This is a genomic window from Myxosarcina sp. GI1(2024) (assembly GCF_053543375.1).
In genome coordinates, this window is sequence record NZ_JBKGTY010000006.1 from 124,749 (window position 1) to 146,829 (window position 22,081).

General features: G+C 39.5%; 19 protein-coding genes and 3 pseudogenes. 12 read left to right on the top strand and 10 right to left on the bottom strand.

The window, feature by feature from the left end; all coding sequences use genetic code 11:
• A pseudogene (locus tag ACLFKQ_RS20810) lies at positions 1 to 396 on the top strand (IS701 family transposase); the annotation flags it as partial.
• 733 nt (positions 397 to 1,129) lie between these two features.
• Here the strand turns inward: ACLFKQ_RS20810 and ACLFKQ_RS20815 are convergent.
• From ACLFKQ_RS20815 to ACLFKQ_RS20825, 3 genes and pseudogenes are all read right to left on the bottom strand, one after another.
• Positions 1,130 to 1,267 (bottom strand): annotated as a pseudogene (locus tag ACLFKQ_RS20815) (IS5/IS1182 family transposase); the annotation flags it as partial.
• 86 nt (positions 1,268 to 1,353) lie between these two features.
• On the bottom strand, positions 1,354 to 2,484 hold the full coding sequence (locus ACLFKQ_RS20820) for a glycosyltransferase family 2 protein (protein WP_449001661.1): 1,131 nt from the start codon (positions 2,482 to 2,484) through the stop codon (positions 1,354 to 1,356).
• Between the two features lie 564 nt (positions 2,485 to 3,048).
• Positions 3,049 to 5,001, bottom strand: coding sequence for a glycoside hydrolase family 9 protein (locus ACLFKQ_RS20825; protein WP_449001662.1), 1,953 nt, complete (start codon positions 4,999 to 5,001; stop codon positions 3,049 to 3,051).
• A gap of 1,433 nt (positions 5,002 to 6,434) precedes the next feature.
• On the opposite strand from ACLFKQ_RS20825, the gene ACLFKQ_RS20830 reads away from it, so the two are divergent.
• The 4 genes from ACLFKQ_RS20830 (at position 6,435) to ACLFKQ_RS20845 (ending at position 13,153) form a co-directional block, all read left to right on the top strand.
• Positions 6,435 to 8,048, top strand: a complete 1,614-nt coding sequence (locus ACLFKQ_RS20830; protein WP_449001663.1) for a helix-turn-helix domain-containing protein — start codon at positions 6,435 to 6,437, stop codon at positions 8,046 to 8,048.
• Between the two features lie 413 nt (positions 8,049 to 8,461).
• Positions 8,462 to 10,294: an NAD(P)H-quinone oxidoreductase subunit F gene (locus ACLFKQ_RS20835; RefSeq protein ID WP_449001664.1), complete on the top strand. Its 1,833-nt coding sequence runs from the start codon at positions 8,462 to 8,464 to the stop codon at positions 10,292 to 10,294.
• A gap of 5 nt (positions 10,295 to 10,299) precedes the next feature.
• Positions 10,300 to 11,802 carry an NADH-quinone oxidoreductase subunit M gene (locus ACLFKQ_RS20840; RefSeq protein WP_449001665.1) on the top strand — a complete coding sequence of 501 codons (1,503 nt, stop codon included), beginning with the start codon at positions 10,300 to 10,302 and terminating at the stop codon, positions 11,800 to 11,802.
• Positions 11,803 to 11,869: 67 nt separating this feature from the next.
• Complete coding sequence (locus tag ACLFKQ_RS20845; protein ID WP_449001666.1) at positions 11,870 to 13,153, top strand: CO2 hydration protein; 1,284 nt, start codon at positions 11,870 to 11,872, stop codon at positions 13,151 to 13,153.
• 56 nt (positions 13,154 to 13,209) lie between these two features.
• Here ACLFKQ_RS20845 and ACLFKQ_RS20850 read toward each other — a convergent pair whose 3' ends face one another.
• Complete coding sequence (locus ACLFKQ_RS20850; protein ID WP_449001667.1) at positions 13,210 to 13,335, bottom strand: hypothetical protein; 126 nt, start codon at positions 13,333 to 13,335, stop codon at positions 13,210 to 13,212.
• A 459-nt stretch (positions 13,336 to 13,794) separates the two neighbouring features.
• Between ACLFKQ_RS20850 and ACLFKQ_RS20855 the strand changes: the two genes are divergently transcribed.
• The gene (locus ACLFKQ_RS20855) at positions 13,795 to 14,151 is read left to right on the top strand and encodes a hypothetical protein (RefSeq protein WP_449001668.1); all 357 of its coding nucleotides are present in this window, start codon (positions 13,795 to 13,797) and stop codon (positions 14,149 to 14,151) included.
• Here ACLFKQ_RS20855 and ACLFKQ_RS20860 read toward each other — a convergent pair.
• Positions 14,116 to 15,258 (bottom strand): IS4 family transposase, encoded by a 1,143-nt coding sequence (locus ACLFKQ_RS20860; protein ID WP_448998311.1) that lies wholly within the window; start codon positions 15,256 to 15,258, stop codon positions 14,116 to 14,118. The two genes, ACLFKQ_RS20855 and ACLFKQ_RS20860, sit on opposite strands and share 36 nt — an antisense overlap.
• Before the next feature lie 283 nt (positions 15,259 to 15,541).
• Between ACLFKQ_RS20860 and ACLFKQ_RS20865 the strand changes: the two genes are divergently transcribed.
• Entirely contained in the window at positions 15,542 to 16,444 is a 903-nt protein-coding gene (locus ACLFKQ_RS20865) for a helix-turn-helix transcriptional regulator (protein WP_449001669.1), read from the top strand.
• Positions 16,445 to 16,565: 121 nt separating this feature from the next.
• Here ACLFKQ_RS20865 and ACLFKQ_RS20870 read toward each other — a convergent pair whose 3' ends face one another.
• From ACLFKQ_RS20870 to ACLFKQ_RS20880, 3 genes are all read right to left on the bottom strand, one after another.
• Entirely contained in the window at positions 16,566 to 17,081 is a 516-nt protein-coding gene (locus tag ACLFKQ_RS20870; RefSeq protein ID WP_449001670.1) for a DUF2269 family protein, read from the bottom strand.
• 101 nt (positions 17,082 to 17,182) lie between these two features.
• Entirely contained in the window at positions 17,183 to 17,650 is a 468-nt protein-coding gene (locus ACLFKQ_RS20875; protein WP_449001671.1) for a MarR family winged helix-turn-helix transcriptional regulator, read from the bottom strand.
• Positions 17,651 to 17,759: 109 nt separating this feature from the next.
• A protein-coding gene (locus tag ACLFKQ_RS20880; protein WP_449001785.1) for an IS5 family transposase occupies positions 17,760 to 18,514 on the bottom strand; the annotation gives its coding sequence in 2 pieces (ribosomal slippage) (positions 17,760 to 18,191 and positions 18,194 to 18,514; 753 coding nt in all).
• Positions 18,515 to 18,695: 181 nt separating this feature from the next.
• Between ACLFKQ_RS20880 and ACLFKQ_RS20885 the strand changes: the two are divergent.
• The 3 genes and pseudogenes from ACLFKQ_RS20885 to ACLFKQ_RS20895 form a co-directional block, all read left to right on the top strand.
• A pseudogene (locus ACLFKQ_RS20885) lies at positions 18,696 to 19,205 on the top strand (FMN-dependent NADH-azoreductase); the annotation flags it as partial.
• Positions 19,206 to 19,259: 54 nt separating this feature from the next.
• Positions 19,260 to 19,895: an MFS transporter gene (locus ACLFKQ_RS20890; RefSeq protein WP_449001786.1), complete on the top strand. Its 636-nt coding sequence runs from the start codon at positions 19,260 to 19,262 to the stop codon at positions 19,893 to 19,895.
• Between the two features lie 44 nt (positions 19,896 to 19,939).
• A complete protein-coding gene (locus tag ACLFKQ_RS20895; protein WP_449001672.1) occupies positions 19,940 to 20,197 on the top strand; it encodes a hypothetical protein in 258 nt (85 codons plus the stop codon).
• 235 nt (positions 20,198 to 20,432) lie between these two features.
• Here ACLFKQ_RS20895 and ACLFKQ_RS20900 read toward each other — a convergent pair whose 3' ends face one another.
• Both ACLFKQ_RS20900 and ACLFKQ_RS20905 read right to left on the bottom strand, forming a co-directional pair.
• The gene (locus tag ACLFKQ_RS20900) at positions 20,433 to 20,996 is read right to left on the bottom strand and encodes a GNAT family N-acetyltransferase (protein WP_449001673.1); all 564 of its coding nucleotides are present in this window, start codon (positions 20,994 to 20,996) and stop codon (positions 20,433 to 20,435) included.
• A 34-nt stretch (positions 20,997 to 21,030) separates the two neighbouring features.
• The gene (locus ACLFKQ_RS20905) at positions 21,031 to 21,249 is read right to left on the bottom strand and encodes an acetyltransferase (protein ID WP_449001674.1); all 219 of its coding nucleotides are present in this window, start codon (positions 21,247 to 21,249) and stop codon (positions 21,031 to 21,033) included.
• 353 nt (positions 21,250 to 21,602) lie between these two features.
• Between ACLFKQ_RS20905 and ACLFKQ_RS20910 the strand changes: the two genes are divergently transcribed.
• Positions 21,603 to 21,785: a DUF4278 domain-containing protein gene (locus ACLFKQ_RS20910; protein WP_449001675.1), complete on the top strand. Its 183-nt coding sequence runs from the start codon at positions 21,603 to 21,605 to the stop codon at positions 21,783 to 21,785.
• Between the two features lie 71 nt (positions 21,786 to 21,856).
• Positions 21,857 to 22,081, top strand: coding sequence for a hypothetical protein (locus ACLFKQ_RS20915; RefSeq protein WP_449001676.1), 225 nt, complete (start codon positions 21,857 to 21,859; stop codon positions 22,079 to 22,081).

The following is a 22,081-nucleotide window of genomic DNA, read 5'->3' on the forward strand; positions in this document are numbered from 1 at the left end:
TTTGAAGATGCTGAAGATATTGACTACTTACTCACAAATGTTGAGGGAGAAATAGTAACCGAGCAATGGATAGTTCAAACTTATGCTCAGAGAAACTGGATAGAAGTTTTCTATCGAGAAGCCAAGGGATGGTTAGGATTAAAAGAGTATCAAGTTAGAGATAAGAAGAGTTTGGAAAGACATTTTATTCTAGTTTTTTGTGCCTATACTTTTATCCTTTGGCATAAGCTTACTGGAGGTTTAAGAAGACGTTGGGCGAACAAACCTTTGGAGACATTTCCTGAAGCATTAGAAGCTTTTCGTACAGGTATATCTTATCGTTTTGTCCAATGGTTGAACCAAAATCGCGACGTATTCGTAGCTTATAAAGCTAGTTTGGGCTTTGTTTGGGCTTGATTTTTGTTTAAGTACCGTTAGAGCAAATGTGCAGCCTATCGGACAAGTCTTTTTCGGTTATCTTCTAACACAAAGCACATCTCTGTGTGGGTTTAAGACTGCGAGTAGGTGCGTCGAGATACAGCCCGTTAGCTTCTTTGGCTTTATAGGTAATAGCACTTTTAAGCATTCCTATCGCGACATCTAGAATCGAACGATTGAGAGGGTATATCGAAGAACAGGATACACCTCAATACTGTTCGGATAAGCCATGAAATCAAGGTTGAGGGAGAGTGTTGGGTTTTGGGTGTCGGGGGTTGGGGTTATTTCTTCTCTACACCCTAGCCCCTACCCCCCCCCCCCCCACTGGCACGAGCGCACCATTGAAGTTACGGTTTTAACTGTCAGGATACAGGAATAATATACAAGAATTAGTAGCATTCTCTCTCCCCAGAGCTTGGTTTAAGGCACCCGAGCCCCTCATAGTATTTCTTCCCTACATAACGGGTGCGATCACGCCAGTTGGGCTGCTCCTAAGAAACAAAATTAGTCATAGAGGGCGAGACATATTGGGAGAGTAACTCAAAGCCAAGAAAGTGAGCTTTTTTAGTCAGGTTGTAAACGAGTCGCTGTTTAGTAGTTGATTATGAATTACTTCCTGAAGTTAGTGAGGCTTTAATTTACACTGTTATGGTTAGACTTATGTTGCTATGTTGCGTCGCCTCGCTTCTTAATTTCCACTTTATAAATACTCTCTAAGGTCTACAGTTCGAGGTATTCCAAATCCTTTAGCCTCTGGAAGCAACGGTTTGATTATCTCCCATTCGCGATCGCTCAGGTCACTAGGGTAAAGGCGGCGATGCGGATTGGCAACTTTTGAGATACGGCTCATTTAGTTTCTAACCTTTAAAATTTACGTAGTTACTACACTGAGATTATTTTCTTTCTCTTGCTTTTCGGTTGTTTTTTATCATATCTTTAGGAATCAGCTCTTATTTTTCTTTCTGTCCGAATCCATTGACTTTGAGGTTGAATAATAAATTTGATATATAAAGGTATTTTTCCAAGGATATAAAAAGGAATTGAAATTAAAGTAATTAAAGGTAACTCATGATATCCAAATTTTGACCAAGCTGTTAGGATTGCGGTTGAAATTGCCACTCCTGCCGTAACCAATATCAAAGAAGGAATCCAACTTGCACCAATAATTATAGCGATTATAGATATAACTGTAGTGCCCAACCAAAGAACTACAAATAAAGATAATGGCGGAATAGATAAATCTAATGCCATCACTAATAAGTCAAAGCGTTTTTGCCAAATTGCCCCACTTAATAAACGGGGAACATAGGTAAGTATAGTTTTTAGATGTCCATGTTCCCAACGAGTTCTTTGACTAGTTACAGCTTTTTTCTGTTGAGGTAAACTTCCAGTAACGTAGGACTGAGGACAAAAAACTGGCGGATAACCTGCTAAAGCTAAATCTAATGCTAATTTCATATCTTCGACAAGATTACCACTAGCTAGATCGACATTCTGGATTACTGACCAAGAAAAAGCCATTCCTGTTCCTGTAAGTAAGCAAGGTTGTCCTAAATTAGCTAAACCTTGCGGACGTACTAAATTTTTGACCTTAAACGCAAAAGCGGAAATTGAGTTTTGAGGTGTTAGCGTTGCAGATTTTTCCATTAAATATATCGCTTGTACTGGTTTATGAGTTGCGATCGCTTTTTGAGAAAGATAGGAAATGGCTTCAGGATGTACCTTACAATCTGCATCAACAAAAATCACAACATCAGGAGGATTTTCAGCGAAAAACTGCAAACCATAATCTAAAGCATAGCCTTTACCTATATATTCTAAATCCTGTCGTTCAATAACTGTTGCACCTGCTTTATGGGCAATCTCCGCAGTACTATCGGTACAATTGTCAGCAACTACGACGATGCGCTCGCCTGTGTTTAATTGTTCTACAATCCTCTCTACAGTTGCTTTAATTTCTATTTCCTCATTATGAGCAGGAATTAGTATACCAGTTTCATAATAATCGGGTTTTCTAATTGTTATGGAATTATTTTTCCCAAAAACAGCACTTATACATTCTATCAATAGTACTAGAGACAAAATTAAGATTATGAAGGCAACCAAATAGAGGATAGCATTGATAAGGATCATAATAAAAATGGAGTGCTGAATAAAAAATTAAAGGTCAGCAAGATAAGAATTTTAAGTCTTATTTGAGCTCAAACCTAATTATAGCGATGTATCATTATACTTTTTTTGGCGTTGCAGAATGATAATGATTCAAGCAATTGGCGTATGCCTGTGCGCGGAGCGGTGCGACTTGTTCCCAGGTGAATAAATAACCGGCGTGAGAACGTCAAGAAAGAACCTTGAAAAACTCATAACTGATTTTAGGATAAGGGTGAAAGTCCCTTCCTGAAGAAGAAACAGTAACTTATTCAGCCCAGATGGGAGAGATCGGGGCTTTGATAATATTTTCATCGAACATTTGTGGCGCTCTCTCACAGCAGTTTTCGTTTGGGTAGACCATATCTCGATCTGAGGCAGGAGTCAATTGAGTACACTTCAGCTCCCGACCTGTCCACACCGACCAGACTTCGGAATTCTAGAGAGTGAAGCTGAAAACGCTCATCAATGTCTCGACCTCCACTATTTTTCAGGGGCTACGACAAAATGTGCCAGTAACTTGATATAACTAGACTGATAATAAATAGCCGGTTCACTAATTTCCCAAGGTTTGTCCTGTATAGTACTATCATTCCAGTCTGCATACATTTTTTGAATAGGCTGATTTTTCAAACTAGGATAATTCCCCGTGTAGTTTTTATTGGGTCCTCCTACAAGATAGCCCGGCGGTGGTCCGTTAAGAGAAGTTAAAGCATTATCCCAACGAGAATTATCGGTAAACCATTCATGATAGAGCTCATTGACAGACTTCTCTGCACCGTAATCATACATATTAGATAAGTAGGTGATTCCTAAAGGGTTAACTCCATGGAAATAGTGCAGAGTATTTAAAGCTACTTCGGTATAGGTTTGTTCTCGACCGGGAAGCAGATTATAAACAACTACATCATAATTAGATGAGCCTCGATTAGCTCTAATACTATTACTTCCCCAATGATAAGCTCGATCTGGCAAATAAGAGCGATAAAGATCTTGCTCTGGATGAAAGCCATAAAATTCTCGGCCTTGTTGCGCTTCGACAGTTTTTTTCTCGATTACAGCAGCTTTCACCTCTGGATGACTATTAGGCAGAGTAGTATAAAACATTAGTGCATCTCCGTGATGAGGTACATAGGCTGAGAAGCGATCGCCAATAAAAGGTCTTGTCCTTAAGTAATGTTCTCGTACATAGTCGTTATAAACTGCTTCTCCCGTAAGAGCAAATAAATAAATTGCAGCAACTACCGCATCTCCTGCTTGCTCTTCTAAGGATCTATCTGCATCTCCTGCTTTGATTTCTTGACTGTCGCAATCATCTCTTTTCGGATTATTGTGATACCAATCCCAGGCTTTTTCAGCTCTTTCGGTTAATTCAGGAATTTCTGTTTGTAATAGTTCAAACCGACGATAAATTGAGGCTACTCTAGCAAAATGTCCTGCCGCGATAATTGTCGAAGAGGAACAAGCACCAGCATAATAACGAGGACGAGGGTCGCGGCTTTTGGGAGTGAAGGTTTGATAATCGATTGTCCCTACCTTGATTAGTACTCCTCCATCTTTCCGTTGCATTTTTTTAATCCAGTCAATTCCGTATTTCACCTCATCTATAATGTCAGGAATGCCATTACCAGATTCAGGAAGATCGAAATCATCAGTAAAGGCATCGGGATTTCTAAGATAAGCATCTAATAATTGATTGATTACTGGAGAGGTGAAAGTAACATATTTGTTGCTATCTCCTGCATCCCACCATCCTCCAGAAACATCCCGCACTAATGCTTTATTTTGTTTATCATCGACAAAATGGGCTTCTGTATCTTGATTGGGTCCAATAAAACTCGCTCGATCTGTCCACCTGAGATCGGCATAAGGAGGTTGTTTGGCAAAATTACTACGATTGTAGTAAAACATGCGCACTGCCGCCTTGAGAATCGGGTAATAAACATTTTGATGAATTAAAAAAGGATGAGAGCGCTTACCCGTAGCGGCATCGTAAAGATAATAATGCCCAGGCTCGGAAACCATCGAAAAATCAAACCAAAATCCGCGATCGCCAGAAGAGACTTGAATTTCTCCATCGTTCCATTTCTTTGGGGCACCAACATAAACTACACTGTTATCAATCCATTTTCTAACTTCGATGACATTTCCTGGGATGTAAGAATCTGCTGCATTGTATCCCTTTTGTGGATCGACAATGACCGCAACTTTGCTATCTTGAGGTCTATAGCCAAACTGATCTACCTTAATGTAAGGAGATGCTTGAATTAATGCTCCATCAGGATTGCCTCGTTCTAAATAGTTGGTAGTTTCTAAAACTCCTGAGTTACTAGTGGGAGAAACATTTTCATGCATGTTTTGGCGCTCGTAACCATTGAGTAAACTACAGCTAGGAATAATTAAACTTATAACAATATATTTAAATTTCTCGAACATATCTGCTGACGATAAAATCCCAAATAGTGTTTTTAACAGTATATTTACAGAGCTACTTTATTTCAGAAACCTCCCAGTCCAGGTTGAGATTAAGCTAGAAGTTACAGAAAATAACTAGAGCGATCGCAATTAGGTTAGTGGGTTAAGCCCACCACTGCCCAAAGAACATATTAGACTTGTCCGAAAATAATGTCAGAAATCTCTCATTCAGGCATTTCATTTTGGACTTATTCGTTCAAATGCTTGCTGCGTATGGAAATAAGCCATAAAACTGCTTATTTTTCAATAACTTTATTATAATCAGGACTTACACGCTTCAAGAGTAACCGTTATTCCCCCCTGCAAAAAAGCAAGGGAAAATTAGGACATGCACTCGCTACCAATTTTCCTTAAGAGAGCAACGCCAAAAAGTTAGTTTTTCATCAGGGAATCGCCAGTCTCAAATCCAAGATATAGATCGATAACTGATAATACTCACCTTCCCAACTTAAAATACTCGCGTTTTGACCCGGAAATACTCACCTACATACTCTGAATTAGATCTCTAAGATTTATCCATCAATATTTACAGTAGTTGAGTACATTTTTAATCAAGTCTAATGAATATCAATGGGATCGATAGCTTTGAGTTTATTAAAAATTCAATGATATAAACAATATTAATTGCAATATTAGAAAAACTATTGCAATCTAAGTGGTGTCAAAATGATGCTATTAATTAAACTAAGCAAACTTTGTAACTATTCGGTAACATCAAGCTGATGTTATTTTAATGCCATGAAAAGATTTAGTCTGAGACTAACAGAAGCAGAATATCTTAAGCTTAAAATTTATTGTGAAGAGTTAAACGTATCCATGAATGATGTAATTAGACAGTTGATTAGAAATTGGAGTCCAGATAATAAGAATTTATGCCAAAGTCATACAAAAAGACTATACTAGCGCTATTATTAATATGGCAGCTTGTATTAAACAATAGCCTACATCGGAAAATTTCGATCTAGAAACCAAATAAAATAATGAAATTCTGTGTTTGCTTCGGTATATATACTTTATATATCGAAGCTATATTGTATTTAACTACTAATATATTTCTTACAAGGAACGTCTGACTGTTATAAAGCGAAAGTCTAAAATATAAACAAATAATTAAGCTAACATGAAAGCTATCAAATTTAACAGTTTGATAAATTGAGGTTTGGCAACATTAAATAAATCATATAGACAAACTAAATCTTCTATCTATTTCAGACTCTAAAGGAATAATTTTTAATACTGCTCGATTTTTTTATATATTCAATGGCATTTTAATGTCACTTTTGTGCTACGGCAATTGGAGGTTATCTCAGACGATTTTGCTATTTGAGAATAATAAATATGCAATTTTTGCACGAGTTTTTGAATAAAAAATAGTCAAATAAAAAATACTTGCTATGGCTTACACGATTCCTAACACCTGTATTCATTGTGGTATCTGCTTACCCGAATGTCCGACAAATGCGATTCAAATCGATAACAATAACGAGCATTGGGTAGAACCAGGTCTATGCAATAATTGTGAAGATGAAGATTCTAATCCCCTGTGTGTTAAAAGCTGTCCTACTGACCTACCCGTTCCCTTACCTGCAAAAAAAGGTAGATATAAAGCCGAACCAAGAGTTTTGTCTACCCATTACCTTTTTGCGAACGGACACAATAATCCAATCGCTTCATCGATGGTTATTTGGGAAGCCTGTAACATCCTGGCAAAAGGTTCGGTCGTTCCCTGGCAAACAGACACTAATGAGAAGGTCTGTTTTATGCGTCAAGTCAAACAAGGCAAAGGAAAGGTTGAGTTTCGCCTGACTGATAGTGTTATTACAGATCTAACCCAAGCTTTGAGTCATGAAGAAGCTGCTGCTACTATTGAAGCCATGGATATCCGCGCTGCATCTATGCATTTAGTTTTTGCGGCTTATGCTACCTTCTTAGAGCGACCTTGGGAAGAAGAATTTGCTCTCGATAATAAGCAAATTGAAACTTATTTAGGCTTAGATAAACGTAAAGATTTGAGTAAAGCAACTAAACTGAGTTTAATAAAAACTTTAGTCCAGCAACCGTGCAAACTGCTTGCTACCATTGATTGGCCCCGTCAAGGTAAAATTGCGGCTTTTGCCGTACCAGAAGACCGCATTTGGCATTTAGTGGCGATCGACAACCACTTTCAAGAAGATGAGCAGGGCTACAAACATCTTGTAGGCATGACTTTTAGGATTAGAGCCGGAAAGTGGGCGGAGTATTTTTTAAATAAGCAAGGTTACAAAAAATACGTTGCCTATTATCAATACGGCACTTTGCCCAAATTTTTGTTAACTACCGTCATGACTATTTGGCACCAACACGAAGGTACCGTGAGGATGATGCTGTGGCTGTTGTTTAAAACCAAAATGGGTAGAGAACAGCGCGTTACCGTTCCGAGATTGATGTATGTAGCTTATGGACAAGAACAGGTCAGAAAAGCGGCGTTCGACCGAGAAAAACGAAAGCGACTGTTACGCAGGTTTGAGAGTGACTTAGAAGTTCTCAATCACTATCAAATCAAACCCGTTTTCGATCCGGTAACCTATCCAACCGAAATTCAGCCTTTATGGGCGAGATTAGCAGCAATTCCCGATGATGCAGAAGAAGCAATGGAGTTTTGGATTAATGACGGTTGCAATGAGACCAGCATCACCGATTCGGCTCCTGCTGGAAAATGGAATTTGTTAATGAAGGCTCGAATTCTTCAGTTTGAATTGCCTCCAGAATGGGATAAACAACTGTCACGTTGGGAGAATAAAAAACAACGCAAAACTAAAACTCGTCGTCAAAATTCAACTAAAACTGTATCTAATCTGAGTGGCGAACAAATTTCTCTTGCCCGAAAAAATCTGGGAATTAGTCAGAGAAAGTTGGCACAACAACTTGGAAAAAGTCAAAGCTGGATTCGAGATATAGAAAATAGTCGTTTTTCTGCTAAGCCGAGCGATCGCCATAAGCTGCGGAAGATTTTAGAGTTAGAGGAGTAATAGAAATAGAACTGAGACACTTAATTGTTATCGCGATCGAACCAGACTGACGATTTTGTAGTTTGCTCGTTAGTTATTAGCCTGCCGCAGATTCTAACTATTTGGATCGTAAGTCTGCCGTAGCTACAGTGTCTGGCGCGATCGCATATTTGACTGCGTCAGTTCTGAGTAATCGATCGTTATTTGCCATTTATTCATCAATGGCAAATTTTGTGTGTTCGGGCTTATCTAATACTGTCATCCTGCCATAGTTAGATCGCGCTTGGTAGTATTTTGCTTTGGCTTAGGATTTACTTATTATAGAAATAAACAAATAAAATTTTATTATAGATTGATTTTAGTCTATAGTATTCTTAGATTCAATCTAGATATTGGGTTTACAATTAAAAGTTCACCTTAATTAAATCGAAATTATGGAGCGGATATTTAGCGAAAGTATCTGGCTAGTTCCCTGCTATGCATTAATCGGAGCGACATTAGCATTACTGTGGTCGCCTGGAATAATCAAAAAAACTGGTTCTAGACCAGCAGGATATCTCAATATCGTGATGACTTGCTTGGCATTCGTTCACAGCGTCTTGGCTCTGCAAGAAGTTTGGCAGCAGCCAGTTCAAGAAATCAGATTTCCCTGGTTGACGGCAGCTGGTTTATATATTTCTTTCGATCTGAAAATCTCTGCCGTTACTGTTGGAGCATTAGTATTAATTACCGGCTTGAACATTCTCGCCCAGCTATATGCCGTTGGCTATATGGAAATGGACTGGGGTTGGGCGCGTTTTTATGCTTTGATGGGTTTTTTTGAAGCGGGTTTATGCGGTTTAGCCCTGTGTAATTCTCTCTTTTTTAGCTATGTTTTTTTAGAAATACTCACCTTAGCGACTTATTTAATTGTCGGGTTTTGGTTCGCCCAACCCCTGGTGGTTACGGGGGCAAGAGATGCCTTTTGGACTAAACGGGTAGGTGATTTATTGTTACTAATTGGGGTAATTTCCTTATGGTCTTTTACGGGTACTTTAAATTACGACGATCTAGCGCAGTGGGCAGAAGTAGCTAATTTACAGCCAATAACTGCAAATTTACTTTGTTTGGCTTTGATTGCAGGTCCTCTCGCTAAATGCGCTCAATTCCCCCTACAGCTATGGCTGGACGAAGCAATGGAAGGTCCGATTCCCGCTTCGATGTTGCGTAACTCGATTGTTGTAGCAACAGGTGCTTATGTCTTAATTCAGCTACAGCCGGTTTTAGCTCAGTCAGCGATCTCTAATATTTTCATGCTGGGAATTGGCTCATTTACAGCCATTGCTGCTTCTTTAATCGCTATCGCTCAAGTTGATATCAAACGCACCCTATCTTATTCTGTCAGTGCTTACATGGGTTTTGTCTTTATTGCGGTTGCAGTGGGAGCAAACCATTCAGCCCTACTGTTAATTTTGACTCATGCAATTGCGATGACGCTGTTGTATATGAGTACTGGAACAATAGTAATTAGTAATATTACTCAAGATATTACTTTATTAGGCGGTGTTTTCGCTCGTCGTCCTCTAAGTGGGTTCGCTTTTCTCGTCGGTGGGGCTAGTTTGATTGCCGTTCCACCTTTGGGTGGTTTCTGGGCATTACTAGAACTGGGAAATTATTTGCTGACAGTGCACCCCATATTACTAGGAATAATGCTAGTTGTAGACGGGCTAACTGCATTTAACCTAATGCGAGTCTTTAGTTTGGTCTTTGCTGGTCGACCTCAAGAAATGACTAAACGCTCGGCTGAAGTTCTCTGGGCAATGGTTCTACCGATGACAATTTTAGTTGGCGTTGCCTTGCATCTTCCCCTGATTCTACAGCAGTTCGCTCTATTACCAACCTGGGCAAAATTAGATAAAAGCGTTGCTTTGCTTTTACTCGGTTCGAGTCTTTTTGGTCTTAGTTTAGCCGCAGTTTTATATCTCCAAGAAAGAAAAACTCAACCCGTAGATTTAGTACCTTCTTGGCTACAAAAACTCTTGGCTAACGATCTATACATTCAAGATATTTATCGTCTGACGATTGTTGGGCTAGTCAAAACTGTTTCTGAGATTGTTACTTGGTGCGATCGCTATATTGTCGATGGTGTGATTAACTCGCTGGGCTTTGGGGCTTTGATTAGCGGACAGGCTTTGAGATACAGTAATTCAGGTCAATCGCAATTTTATCTTCTCTCTATTTTGTTAGGAACCATTTTATTGGGTTTGATGTTAGGTTTGACTTTTTAAAAATCATGTTAAGTATACTTATTTGGCTACCTGTATTAGCAGCAGCAATTATATTTTTAATACCCGTTAAAATCGATAGTACCAAAATAAGATTAGTTGCTTTAGCATTTAGTATTTTGAATATATTAATTGCTTTAGCGGCGATCGCGCGCTATGATTATCAACTTCAAGGTCTACAGCTAAGGGAATTTTTACCTTGGCTTGAGGTTATCGGACTAAATTACAACCTGGGAATCGATGGTTTATCTTTACCTTTAGTTGTCCTCAATAATTTGTTGGTTTGTGTGGCGATTTATAGTGGCAATCTAGCTAAAGAAGATAACATCCTAATCCGACCCAAGCTTTTTTACGGTCTAATTTTAATTTTAGCCAGCTGTATAAACGGAGCTTTACTGGCGCAAAATTTACTATTGTTCTTTATTTTTTACGAAATCCAACTGATCCCCGTCTACCTGTTAATCAATATTTGGGGAGGAGAAAATCGCGGTTATGCAGCCACTAAGTATTTGCTTTATACTGCCTTTTCAGGAGTTTTTGTCCTTGCCGCTTTCTTGGGAATTGTCTTCTTGACTACTAGCAGTTTTGACTACGAAACGGTTCAAACCCAAATATTACCCTATAGCAAACAGTTGATTCTGGCGATCGCTCTAATTATTGGTTTTGCGATCAAAATTCCTTTAGTTCCGCTACATACTTGGTTGCCCGATGCCTATACGGAATCTCCTACTCCAGTATCGATAATTTTAGGCGGCATACTCTCTAAAGTGGGAACTTATGGCTTAATTCGTTTTGGATTGGAATTATTTCCCCAGTTATGGAACGATCTTGCCTTTTGGTTAGGAGCGATCGCTGCCGTCAGTGCCCTGTATGGCTCTTTTGTAGCGATCTCCCAAAACGACCTCAAAAAAATGGTTGCTTATAGTTCCATCGCACATATTGCTTTTGTCGTTTTAGCAACGGCTGCGGGAACTTCGATCGCGATTTCTGGAGCAATTTGTCAAATGTTTGCCCACGGCTTAATCGTGTCACTCTTATTCTATTTAGTAGGCATCGTAGAAAGCAAAACTGGCAGACGCGATCTTAACGTTCTCAACGGTTTGATGAATCCCCAGCGGGGTTTGCCTTTGATTGGCGGTTTGACTATTCTGGCGGTAATGGCTAGTGCAGGTATACCTGGAATGGTAGGCTTTGTCGGTGAATATATTTCTTTTCAGGGTAGCTTTACCGTATTCCCAACTTTTACCGCACTTTGCTTGGTTGCAACCGGTTTGACTTCTGTTTACTTTGTGATTTTGCTTAACAAAACCTTCTTTGGCAAAATCGATTGTCGTATAACCCCAACGGTTTATCCCAAAGTAAGATTAGCCGAACGCCTACCTGCTTTCGTTTTAGCATTGTTAATCGTTATCTTGGGAGTACGACCAGCTTGGTTAGCTAACCTTAGCGAATTTAGTATCGTTGCCAGCGAGCCAGCAACCACCACAATTTTGGCTCAAAAAAATGTTTAATCCCTTGATACTGATAACTAATAATATTGCGCTTACCAATGCTCTCTTCTAGGGACCAATGACTAAAATGATCCAAGCTACAACTAAACTACCACCTTCAAACCATCAATTTGCCGAGGTCATCCATCGTTTAGAGGCGGGTGGTTCGATGCTACCCGATACCCCGGAAAACTTGATGCAGATAATCGGCATCTATAAAGCTTACGCCATACCCATGGACTTTTACTGGCGGGATTTACTCTACATTGCCGAACGGGTTTTTTTAAATCCCGTGCCTTTCTTTAAATACTTTTTACCCCAAGAATATTTAAACTTGCCCAATCACTATGCAGGTGAAAACGCCGATCTTCAGATTTGGCGCGGCAAAGCCTCGGCACATCCCGAACTTTTAGAGTTTATCGCCAAGGGTGAGACGGGTAAAATGCCCAAGCTACTCCATCACCTCAACCACGACAGAATTAATATGGAATTTGCCGAAGCTTGTATGCAGGCAATGTTTTGGCACCAAGATATTAATCCTAAGTTCAACGAGTACTTAGATACTGATGAGTATAAAGCCAATGCGGATCGGGCTATAAAAGCTTACTTTAAAAATAATCCTTTAATGCTCGGACTACACGAGCTATTTCCCGATATGTTCTTAGAGAAAGTCCGACAGCTATCTTATTATTCCAATCTGGGGCTATTTTGGGAAGTAATGTGTCCCGTGTTTTTAGAAATGTCCGACCTCTACGATGAAGGTAAACTGACTACAGTTAAAGAGGCAATGGAGTTTCTAGTCAACGGTATTTTTGCCGTTGCAGGCAGACCAATCTATCATCACGTATATATTAAGGGTAAATGCTATGAAATTATTCCTAAATCCAAAGGATTTACCTGGTTATATGAGGCTGCTTTACCCTATGTGGAAGCTGTTTTCTATCGTACTTCTCCATTTCGTGGCACTAAATCTTATAACGCCCAAGCCAAACAAGTACCAGACTCACAGCCAGATTTTCACTATGGTATCCTCTATGCCGATGTCTTACCTGTAGGCATGGCAGGGATTCCACCCACACTCCTAATGGACGATATGTGGCATTTTCTACCAGATTATTTAGTAGATTACTACAAACAACACTGTCGTGGTGAAGACGATATGCTGGTACAGTTAGGAATTACTTTTCAGCGATCGATGTATAATGTTACTTCGGCAGTAATTCAAGCCTTGCGTCAGGCATTGCTCTACCCTCTAGACGATCCCAATCCCGAACATCTGCAAAAAAATCGAGCATTTTTTACCACCCAAATGGATCGTTTTAAACGTCCTGAGGCTCGTTTGCAAGATATCCAAAGTTCTGAGTATCGTTAAAAATAGCTACTTGCATATTGAGTAATGGCGATGCGAGAAATTCCTAGTGACTCAGCTCAAATATGAGAAGAAGATAGTTTTTGCTCTGGTTTGAGTCTTCCTTGCAGAATAGCTTGACGGATTTCTTCGGCAACTTGAGCGTATATAAGGAATAGCAGAATCGCGATCGAGAATAATAACAAAATCCATTAATGCAGTGATTTGGTTTCAAGCTACATTTGTAAATAATCGAGAAGTAAGCGAACTTTAATTACCGAGCGATCGGTTTTTCTGGGCTACAGATTTAGAAGAATGATTTTAATTGAAGTTTAAGTTCTATTTTAGTTAACTAACTTCTCTACAAAGTGGACTTAAGAAAAGATCGAAAAGTGGCTATTGAGTAAAACCAATTCTCCTTTTACGATAGCTGCATATTGCCTCAATCAAAGCAAATGAAAAGATCCGTATTAATCGTTGGTGCAGCGATTTTTTTAATATGAAATCCGGTTATATAATTAACCTATAAAGCGATCGCTCTGGCTTGGTCTTTAGCGGGAATTGTCGGCACTATTTTGCCCGAACAGTTACAACAATACGGTTTGCCCAATTGGTGGGGTGTCATGTTGTTGATTTTTGTGATTTCTGGGGTTTTGCTGTAATCTTTGGCTCGTAAGTTAGAAGGGAGGCGATCGCTACAGCTAGGCTCTATTTTACTGATTATTGGCTATCTTACCTTTACCTGTGGGGCTTGGTTGAATATTTTGACTTTGGTTCTGGTAGGTGTGGCGATCGCGGGAATGGCTTGTTATGGCTTTACTTATTTAGGTGGATTAGCTCAAGTAGTTAAGATTGCAGGTTCGCAGTCGGCGAGGGTGACATCGGGTTATTTTGTCTATGCTTATCTCGGCTATGGTTTACCCGTAATTGCGATCGGTTTCTTGTCTGAAAACCTGGGCGTTATTGCTGAAGGGGTGACAAGGGAGCTAGAAAGATTGCTGGATAATAAACATAGCTCGTAGACCCCTCTGGTAAAAAGGCAGCTTATTGAGATTGAGCCACATCAATTTGTTTATCCATTCCTTCATCAAGGTAAATGAAACCAGCCAGCTACTACCATATAAACCAAGCCAAAAGTAGCTGTTGCGAGTCAAAGATTGTTTAATTTTTCGATGGCGACCGATGTATTTAGACTGACCTCGAAGGCTAAGAGTATGTCCTTTGAACACCGAGTGAGTGTAAGCAATGGCGATGAGCAAAACTAGACGAGTAAGGCGTTCAATCTGAGCTTGCGACCCCTCGAGATTGTAGCCACCTGACTTGCAATCTTTAAACATCGCCTCAATCCCTACGCGCTTTTTATAGGCTTTGACAGCTTCAGGTAAATTGGGTAAATTTGTCAGCAGATACCAGGGTTCCTTTGCCCCCATGCCTCGGTAAATACGTCGCCAATAGACCCCTAAATAAATCCCCGAAACTTGATGCAGTTGAGTGACTTTAGTTTCTTGATAAAACCGTTGGTCTCCTGGATTAACGTCTAGGTCTTTTAAGGGAGTAAAACCTAATTGAGTTACCATTATCTTCGTACTCTTTCTCTGTCGAAGCACAAAGTAGACCTGCTGCTGGGTCAGCCACTTAGCTAGTTCAACACTCTGGAATTCTCTGTCTCCTAAAATAACGATTTGGTGTTGTTTAAACAGCTTCAATACTGGACGTAATATGGCTTTTTGTTGAGCGAAGTTACTGGCTCCTTTCTTCTCTAGAAACTGCCAGTATATAGGCAAAGCTCTTTTCGCCATCACTACTCCAACCATGAACAGATTTTTATCTTGCCATTGAGTTCTATCTAAGACTAGATAAATTGTCTGGTCTGGCAAGAATTTCTTTTGAACTACTTCTTTGACTATGGGAAACCAGACTAACGAAACTGATAAAGCTGAGGACTTCAAAAACCTTTGGATTCGGCGACGACGGCTCTCATATTTAATTGGTAAAGGGAAGTATGCAGCTAGTCTTTCTATCTTTACTTGTTTGTAGGTCTGGATAAGGTATACCAGCACTTCCAAAGTAATTAGTTGGTCATCACTCAGATAACGTGAAAGATGATTGCGGTACAATTGGTTTAACATTTTTTAGGGTTCGGTCGGATTCTCAATAACTGACCGAATCTTTTTTACCATAGGTTGTCTCTGTTCCCTACACTGTCTGACTTCTCACAGGGTTGTCACCCCGTCAGGCGTTATTGATACCTTGTTTGGTTTTGGGGCAATTCTAACCATTAGCAATATTTTACTTATACTGTGATCGAAGTTCGATAAGCATTGATTTTGATTTGATGGATAATATTTATACAATCAAAAATACTTGCTTAATGTACTTTCTAAGAATTATTTGTTGAGAAATTGTGTAGTGATGCTAGAAAAAAATACTTTGATGGTTGATTTTGCTAAAGACGAAGATGTTCTTCAGCTTTATCCACAGCCACCTCTGTTTTCTAGCCAGCCAATTGGATGGAATGAAATTCAGCTACATTATCACTGTCATCCTCCTCATAAACTTTCGGAAAATTATTCTCGGCAGCATCGCCTTATTCTTCACGATCGCAGTCCCTCATCTTTAATAATTGAAGAAACAATCGAGCATCGTTTACACAATAGTCAGCTTGGCAATACTAGTATTACATTCGTACCAAATAATGTATTAAACTCCGCGTATTGGGATAAGGAATATCAATTTATCACCTTGAGTTTTGAGTCAAGTATATTGACTCGTCATACTTTCGATTTGGCTAATACAGCCAACATTGAATTCATTCCTTGTTTTAGCCAGTCCGATCCATTGATTCACAGTCTGGGGTTAGCACTCAAGTCAGAATTAGAATCTCATACCTTTGGTAGCCGTCTCTATATTGATTCGCTAATTTCTGCTTTAATAACCCACTTGATACGACATTATTCAAATAAAGAGCAGCGTTCTGAATCTTTATCAAATCCTTTGTCTAAACAGAAGTTGCAGCAAGTGATTGACTACATTTATGGGCATCTCGATCGCGATTTGACTCTAGCTGAACTAGCCATGCTGATACAGATCAGTCCGAGTTATTTCGCTATTTTGTTCAAGCAGACAACTGGAATTACACCTCATCAGTATGTAATTCAGTGTCGTATCGAGAGTGCCAAGGAATTACTTCAGCAAAACAATCTGGCGATCGCAGATATAGCCTTAGGACTTGGGTTTTCTCATCAGAGTCACCTCAGTCGTCATTTCAAACGTTTAGTGGGGGTTACGCCTAAACAGTTTAGACAACTTTTATAACAATTTTTCCCAATCTATAAGTTTAGTTACTATTTCTACAAGAACGCGATTGCGAAGCTAGTTGAAGACATCGCTTTTCCCTCGTTAAAGATTTAGAATAATTATTCAGTAAATTACGTTGTTAAAGGCGATCGCTAATCGTTTTTCGTCTCCCCCAAGGCTTAATTACAGAAATACCAATAATTGTTAATAATATTAAAACCTGAGCTATAGTTCCAATCAAAACCCCTCTAACATCCCATTCATAAAGACGATCGGTCAAAGCTGATGTTCCTTGAGAACGTGCAATCGCTTCTGCTTCATTTGACCAGGGGTATAGCCAAAAAGTACCAAATATAATTAATGAAATGCTCAGAATCCATTTAGAAATTACCCACCAAAATTTGGTAAATCCATAATTGGTGAGCCAACAAAGGAAAGTAGCAGTTAGAACCGAACCAATTGCAGCAGGTATAACTACATAATCATCCAAAAGATTAACCGCCGAATGCAAAGCATATAAGATATCTGAATTACTCGTTTTTCTATTACTCCACGAGAGTAAAAACATACACAATACTGTTCCTGTCCATAATGCAGCAAAGATAATATGTGCCGATAACAACCAATGTTTTTGCTTGAGAGTTAGTTTTTTCATCTTAGTATCGAAAATACTTTATATATTAATAGTTAGCGTATTAACTATTTTGCCGAAAGTCAACCGAACTGGGGATATGAAAAGAGAAAAGTTTTTATAAGTTAAGCAAAATTAGCAATCAGGCGATCGAGAAACTGTAACACTTGCTCGTGTTCGGCTGAAGAGAAACCTTTAGTAGCAGAGATGATTGTCTGTTCGCCAAGAGGAGGCAAGACCTTCATTAATTTTTTACCTTCCTCAGTCAGCCAAATCCTTACTATACGGCGATCGTTAAGATCGCGTTTTCGATATACAAGGTTACGATCCTCCATTCGATCTACTACTCCAGTGAGAGTTGCACCCAATTGTTTGAGCTTTTGGGCAATACCTGATGTGGAAAGACCATCTTCTTCCCAAAGACAACACAAAACTAGATAGTGAAATGGAGTCAGCCCATAAGGTTCTAACCGCTCTAAAAAATCTCGATACATCAACTGAGACAGCAGTTTAACTTTGTATCCCAAATTGTAAGGTGCTAAAACGTATCGCCATTGTTGGAAAAAATCGGCATTTGAAGATGAGCTAGACATTAAAAAATGATTTCTGAAGCAAATAGTAAACGTATTAACTATTTTATGGTAATCGCTTGATTTTTAAAGCTCAAACAATTTAGAAAGCTTTTAGGTTCTGTTGACACAATTAACGCAACCAAATTAAAGCCGAAGCAAATTCGGCAAATCCCAAATAACATTCGTCAGTTTTGTCAAAATGGCTGAAAACGCGACGATAGTATTTAAGTTTGTTAAAAAAGCACTCAACTAGATGTCGCTCCTTGTACAGATGTGAATCGTAATCTCTAGGGTTGAGGCGACCAGAACGAGGCGGAATCACGCCTTGAGCACCAGTTTCCTCAATCAAGACCACAAAAGCATCACAATCATAGCCTTTATCGGCAATTACCTGTTGAGCTCGATAACCAGCCACCAATGCCTCTCCTTGACTGATATCGGCGGTTTGCCCTGGAGTCAGAAGCAACCGCAGCGGATTGCCCAACGCATCTACCACAGCATGTAACTTGGTACTAAATCCGCCACAAGAACCTCCTAAAGAGTGTTTTTCTGACCCCCTTTTGCTCCTGCTGCACAGGGATGAGCACGAATCATGGTGCTATCGGGAATTAAACTTTCTAAGTCAGCAGAGTGGGACATTTCTTGCAAGAGACGATGCCAAACTCCCTTCTGACACCAACGCCGATATCGTTTGTAGAGGCTGTTCCAGTTGCCAAAACGTTTGGGTAATTCACGCCATTGAGCACCTGTGCGAGTAATCCAGAGAACCGCATTCAGAAAACGACGACAAGCTTTGGGGTCTTTGATACGGATGTCTTGTTGGTGGCTCAGAACAACGAAAATTTGCTGCCAAGCAGAATCGTCCAACTTAACACGAGATTTCATGAAGAATTTTTTGACTAAAATCAGCAACTTCAGGTACTTTCTCATCTTTGCCTCTTTACGTCAACAGAACCTAGAAGAATGTGCTGAAAATTAGGAGATTATGCAAGACAGCATCAATTCAAACTCATACGATTACTTTGTTGAGACAAATTTTTATAAAGTAGATCGGATATTGTAATTAATGACTTGCGTACTTCATATTGATTCTAGTCCGAGAGGCGAACGTTCTTTATCTCGCAGTTTGACCAATGAATTTAATCGTACTTGGCAACAAACCTATCCAGAAGACAAAATCATCTATCGCGATTTAGGACACAATCCCGTTCCTTTTGTTGATGAACCCTGGATTGCAGCAGCATTTAGTCAAGCGGGATAGCTAACGCCAGAATTAAAGTCTGCAATAGAGATTTCTGATGAATTGATTGATGAGTTTTTGGCAGCCAAAGTCTGTGTATTTGGTATTCCTATGTACAACTACGGTGTACCTGCTAACTTTAAAGCCTACATCGACCAGATTGTTAGAGTCGGACGCACTTTTGCCGTAACATCTAGTGGGTATGAAGGTTTAGTTAAAGAACCGAAGAAAATCTTGGTTGTAACAACTAGAGGTGGTAGTTACAAAGATAGCCCTCTTGATTTTCAAGAACCATATTTGCGGGCTGTTTTTGAGCTTATTGGTGTTACTGATATTCTTCTAACCACTATGAAACACAACACTGTCATAGATCGTAAGATTGTTTGGTTGATGGCAATTACTAGCGGGGCTACTGCTGCCAACTTATATTACAATCAACCTCTTCTGGCAATTATTGCTAAGAGCCTTGATGCCTCAACTCAAGACACGGGATTAATTCCTACGTTGGGACAAATTGGTTATGCATTGGGAAACTTTTTGATTGTTCCTCTCAGCGATCTTCTAGAAAGAAGGCGGTTGATTGTCACCATGTTAATTGGAACTTCGCTTGCCTTAGCTACCGCAGCCGTTTCACCTACAATTGCCTGGTTAATAATTGCCAGCTTTATCGTTGGAATAACGACGATAGTACCTCAAATTGCAGTTCCTTTTGCCGCTGTGCTAGCTCCTCCATCCGTGCGAGGCAAGGTAGTAGGTATTGTAATGAGTGGACTGCTCATCGGCATTGTTTTATCTCGTACCGTCAGTAGGTTTTGTGGGTATAGAACTAGGCTGGAGGGCAATGTATTGGATTGCCAGTGGACTTATGTTGCTTTTGGCGATCTCCGTATGGAAAATTCTTCCCAAGAGCCAGCCAGCCGTAAGATTGACCTACCAGCAATTAATTCGCTCAATGTTGAAATTGGTACGAGAGCCTGTATTGCAAGAAGCCTCAATTGCAGGAGCGATGGTTTTTGGAGCATTTAGCGTTTTTTGGAGTACCGTAATATTTCTCTTGGAACAGCCCCCTTATGAATTATGGCAGTGAGGTAGCAGGGCTATTGGGTTCGATCGGAGTAGTAGGAGCAGCAGCAGCACCGCTAGCTGGCAAACTTGCAGATCGCCGAAATCCGAGACTTGCTTCAGTATTAGGCTTAATTACAACGAGTGTGTCTTTTTTTCTGTTTTGGTTGTTTGGATATCACCTATGGGGGCTGATTGTGGGATTAATCTTACTAAGTTTGGGAGTTCAGGTAACAACAGTGTCCAATCAAGCTATTGCTCTATAAGTTGCCCGAAGAGAAACACAGCCGTTTAAATGCACTGTTTATCACGTTTTATTTTGTAGGCGGTGCGGTTGGATCGTTCCTCGGTGCTTATGGCTGGAGAGTCTGGCAATGGAGCGGAGTTTGTGCAGTCGGACTATTACTGTCGATTATCGCTTTCTCTTCCTTTCTCACTAGATCGAGGCATTAATTCATTACAGAAAAACTCAAAAACAATTCATCAAAGATTATTGATAAGTTAAGTAGCCATAAATTCGGTTTCCGTTAACTTAAATTGTTCTAAATCGTGATGCTTGCCTTTCCAAAAACCACGCTTTTCTAGTATGCCTTGACTCTGAAAACCCACTTTTTCTAAGAGTTTTTTAGAAGCTAAATTTTCTAACATGACTTCTGCAATAACAAATTCAATTTCTCTGCTACTAAACCCATATTGCAAAATATCACTCAAAGCTTCACTCATAATGCCTTGTTTCCAAAACTGACTCTTCAGTTCATAACCTATTTCAGCAGCATTTATTTCTTTTAGCCAAGTAAATCCACAAGAGCCAATTAGATAGTTATTTTCTTTACAAGTAATTGCCCAACGTATTCCCCGTCCATTTTCAAATCCTTTTGCTCGTCGTTCAATTATTCTACTTGCTTCATCAAGACGGTTAAACATTTCGAGATCGTTAAATTTAGTTACTTGCGGGTCGGAAAACACTGCAAATACAGCCTCAATGTTTTCTTGAGTTGCCTGTCGAAGTAAAAGCCGTCTTGTTTCGAGGTTGGGAAAAGAAGTTAATGAAAAGTCTTGGCTCATCAGAAATGGTTCTGTTGCAAAAATGTCATGGTGATTAATTATGGATGGCTTGATTGTAGTCTGAGTCTAGCCAACAGCGTGGTAAAGATTCACCCGAAGGAAAAATAAGTTCTGACTTGAGAAAAATTTCTGGATCTTGCATTTCTTCTCCAGCGTGATATCTACCCAGAATTTCTTTTTTAAATGGATCGTAGAGGTTTTTTTCTTCCAGTAGTTCCACTAGATCCCCATTAGTTTTAGATTTGAGAAACATAATGCCTTCCTGGTTAATTAACCCTGCTATTTCCTTAATTCTAACGCGATCGCTCGAGCCAAAATATGACAGTCTGTAAAGGAAGTAGCAAAGGAGCGATAAATTTTAAATTTATTAGTTGAGATCTTTAGCGATCGCTCGAGTTTAAGAGCAGATAAAGTTGATAAAAGTTGATAACTTTCCTTTCGATCGTAAAAGCAAACATAAGGTCAGCTTTGACTATTTCCTCACAAGTTCTTCAAGTTATTTATCTATCTTAAAAATAAAAAGAACCAATAGATAGCAAGTTGTTTACCAGTCTAGATCGATTATCGTATTGAAATTTTTCTGGTCTGGTAAAAAGGGGGAATATTATGAAGCTGCATTTTCACGGTCAGGATTATGAAGATCCGTATATTGAATGGCAAGTAACAGAAGGTCAAGTAGGTGGTAAGTATCGCGGTGTTTCTTGGAAAACGCACCTGATGAAACAGCAACATCGACTTCCTACCCATTACCCCGATCTAGTTTATCGAGGCGTTCACTATACCAAATAGTAAGATTTCGGTCGGATTGGGTTAAAAGAACTTTAAATTTGAAATCGGGATGACCAATGGAGGCGTATTTTATGTTAACTCATAAGCAGATTGCTAAATCGGAGCGGAGAAGAACGGGTGATCGGTTTTTATGGAGTGGCTGTGTAGATCGCCAGCCGATTGAAAGGGCGATCGCAGAAGATGAGTTAAGAGAAGCAGCATGTTGTCAAAGAGTTCGACAGTTGGAAAACAATCTCTTTGATGAATACTGGGAGGAACTATTGGCTTATAGAAAACAGATTGGCGCGACTAGATAA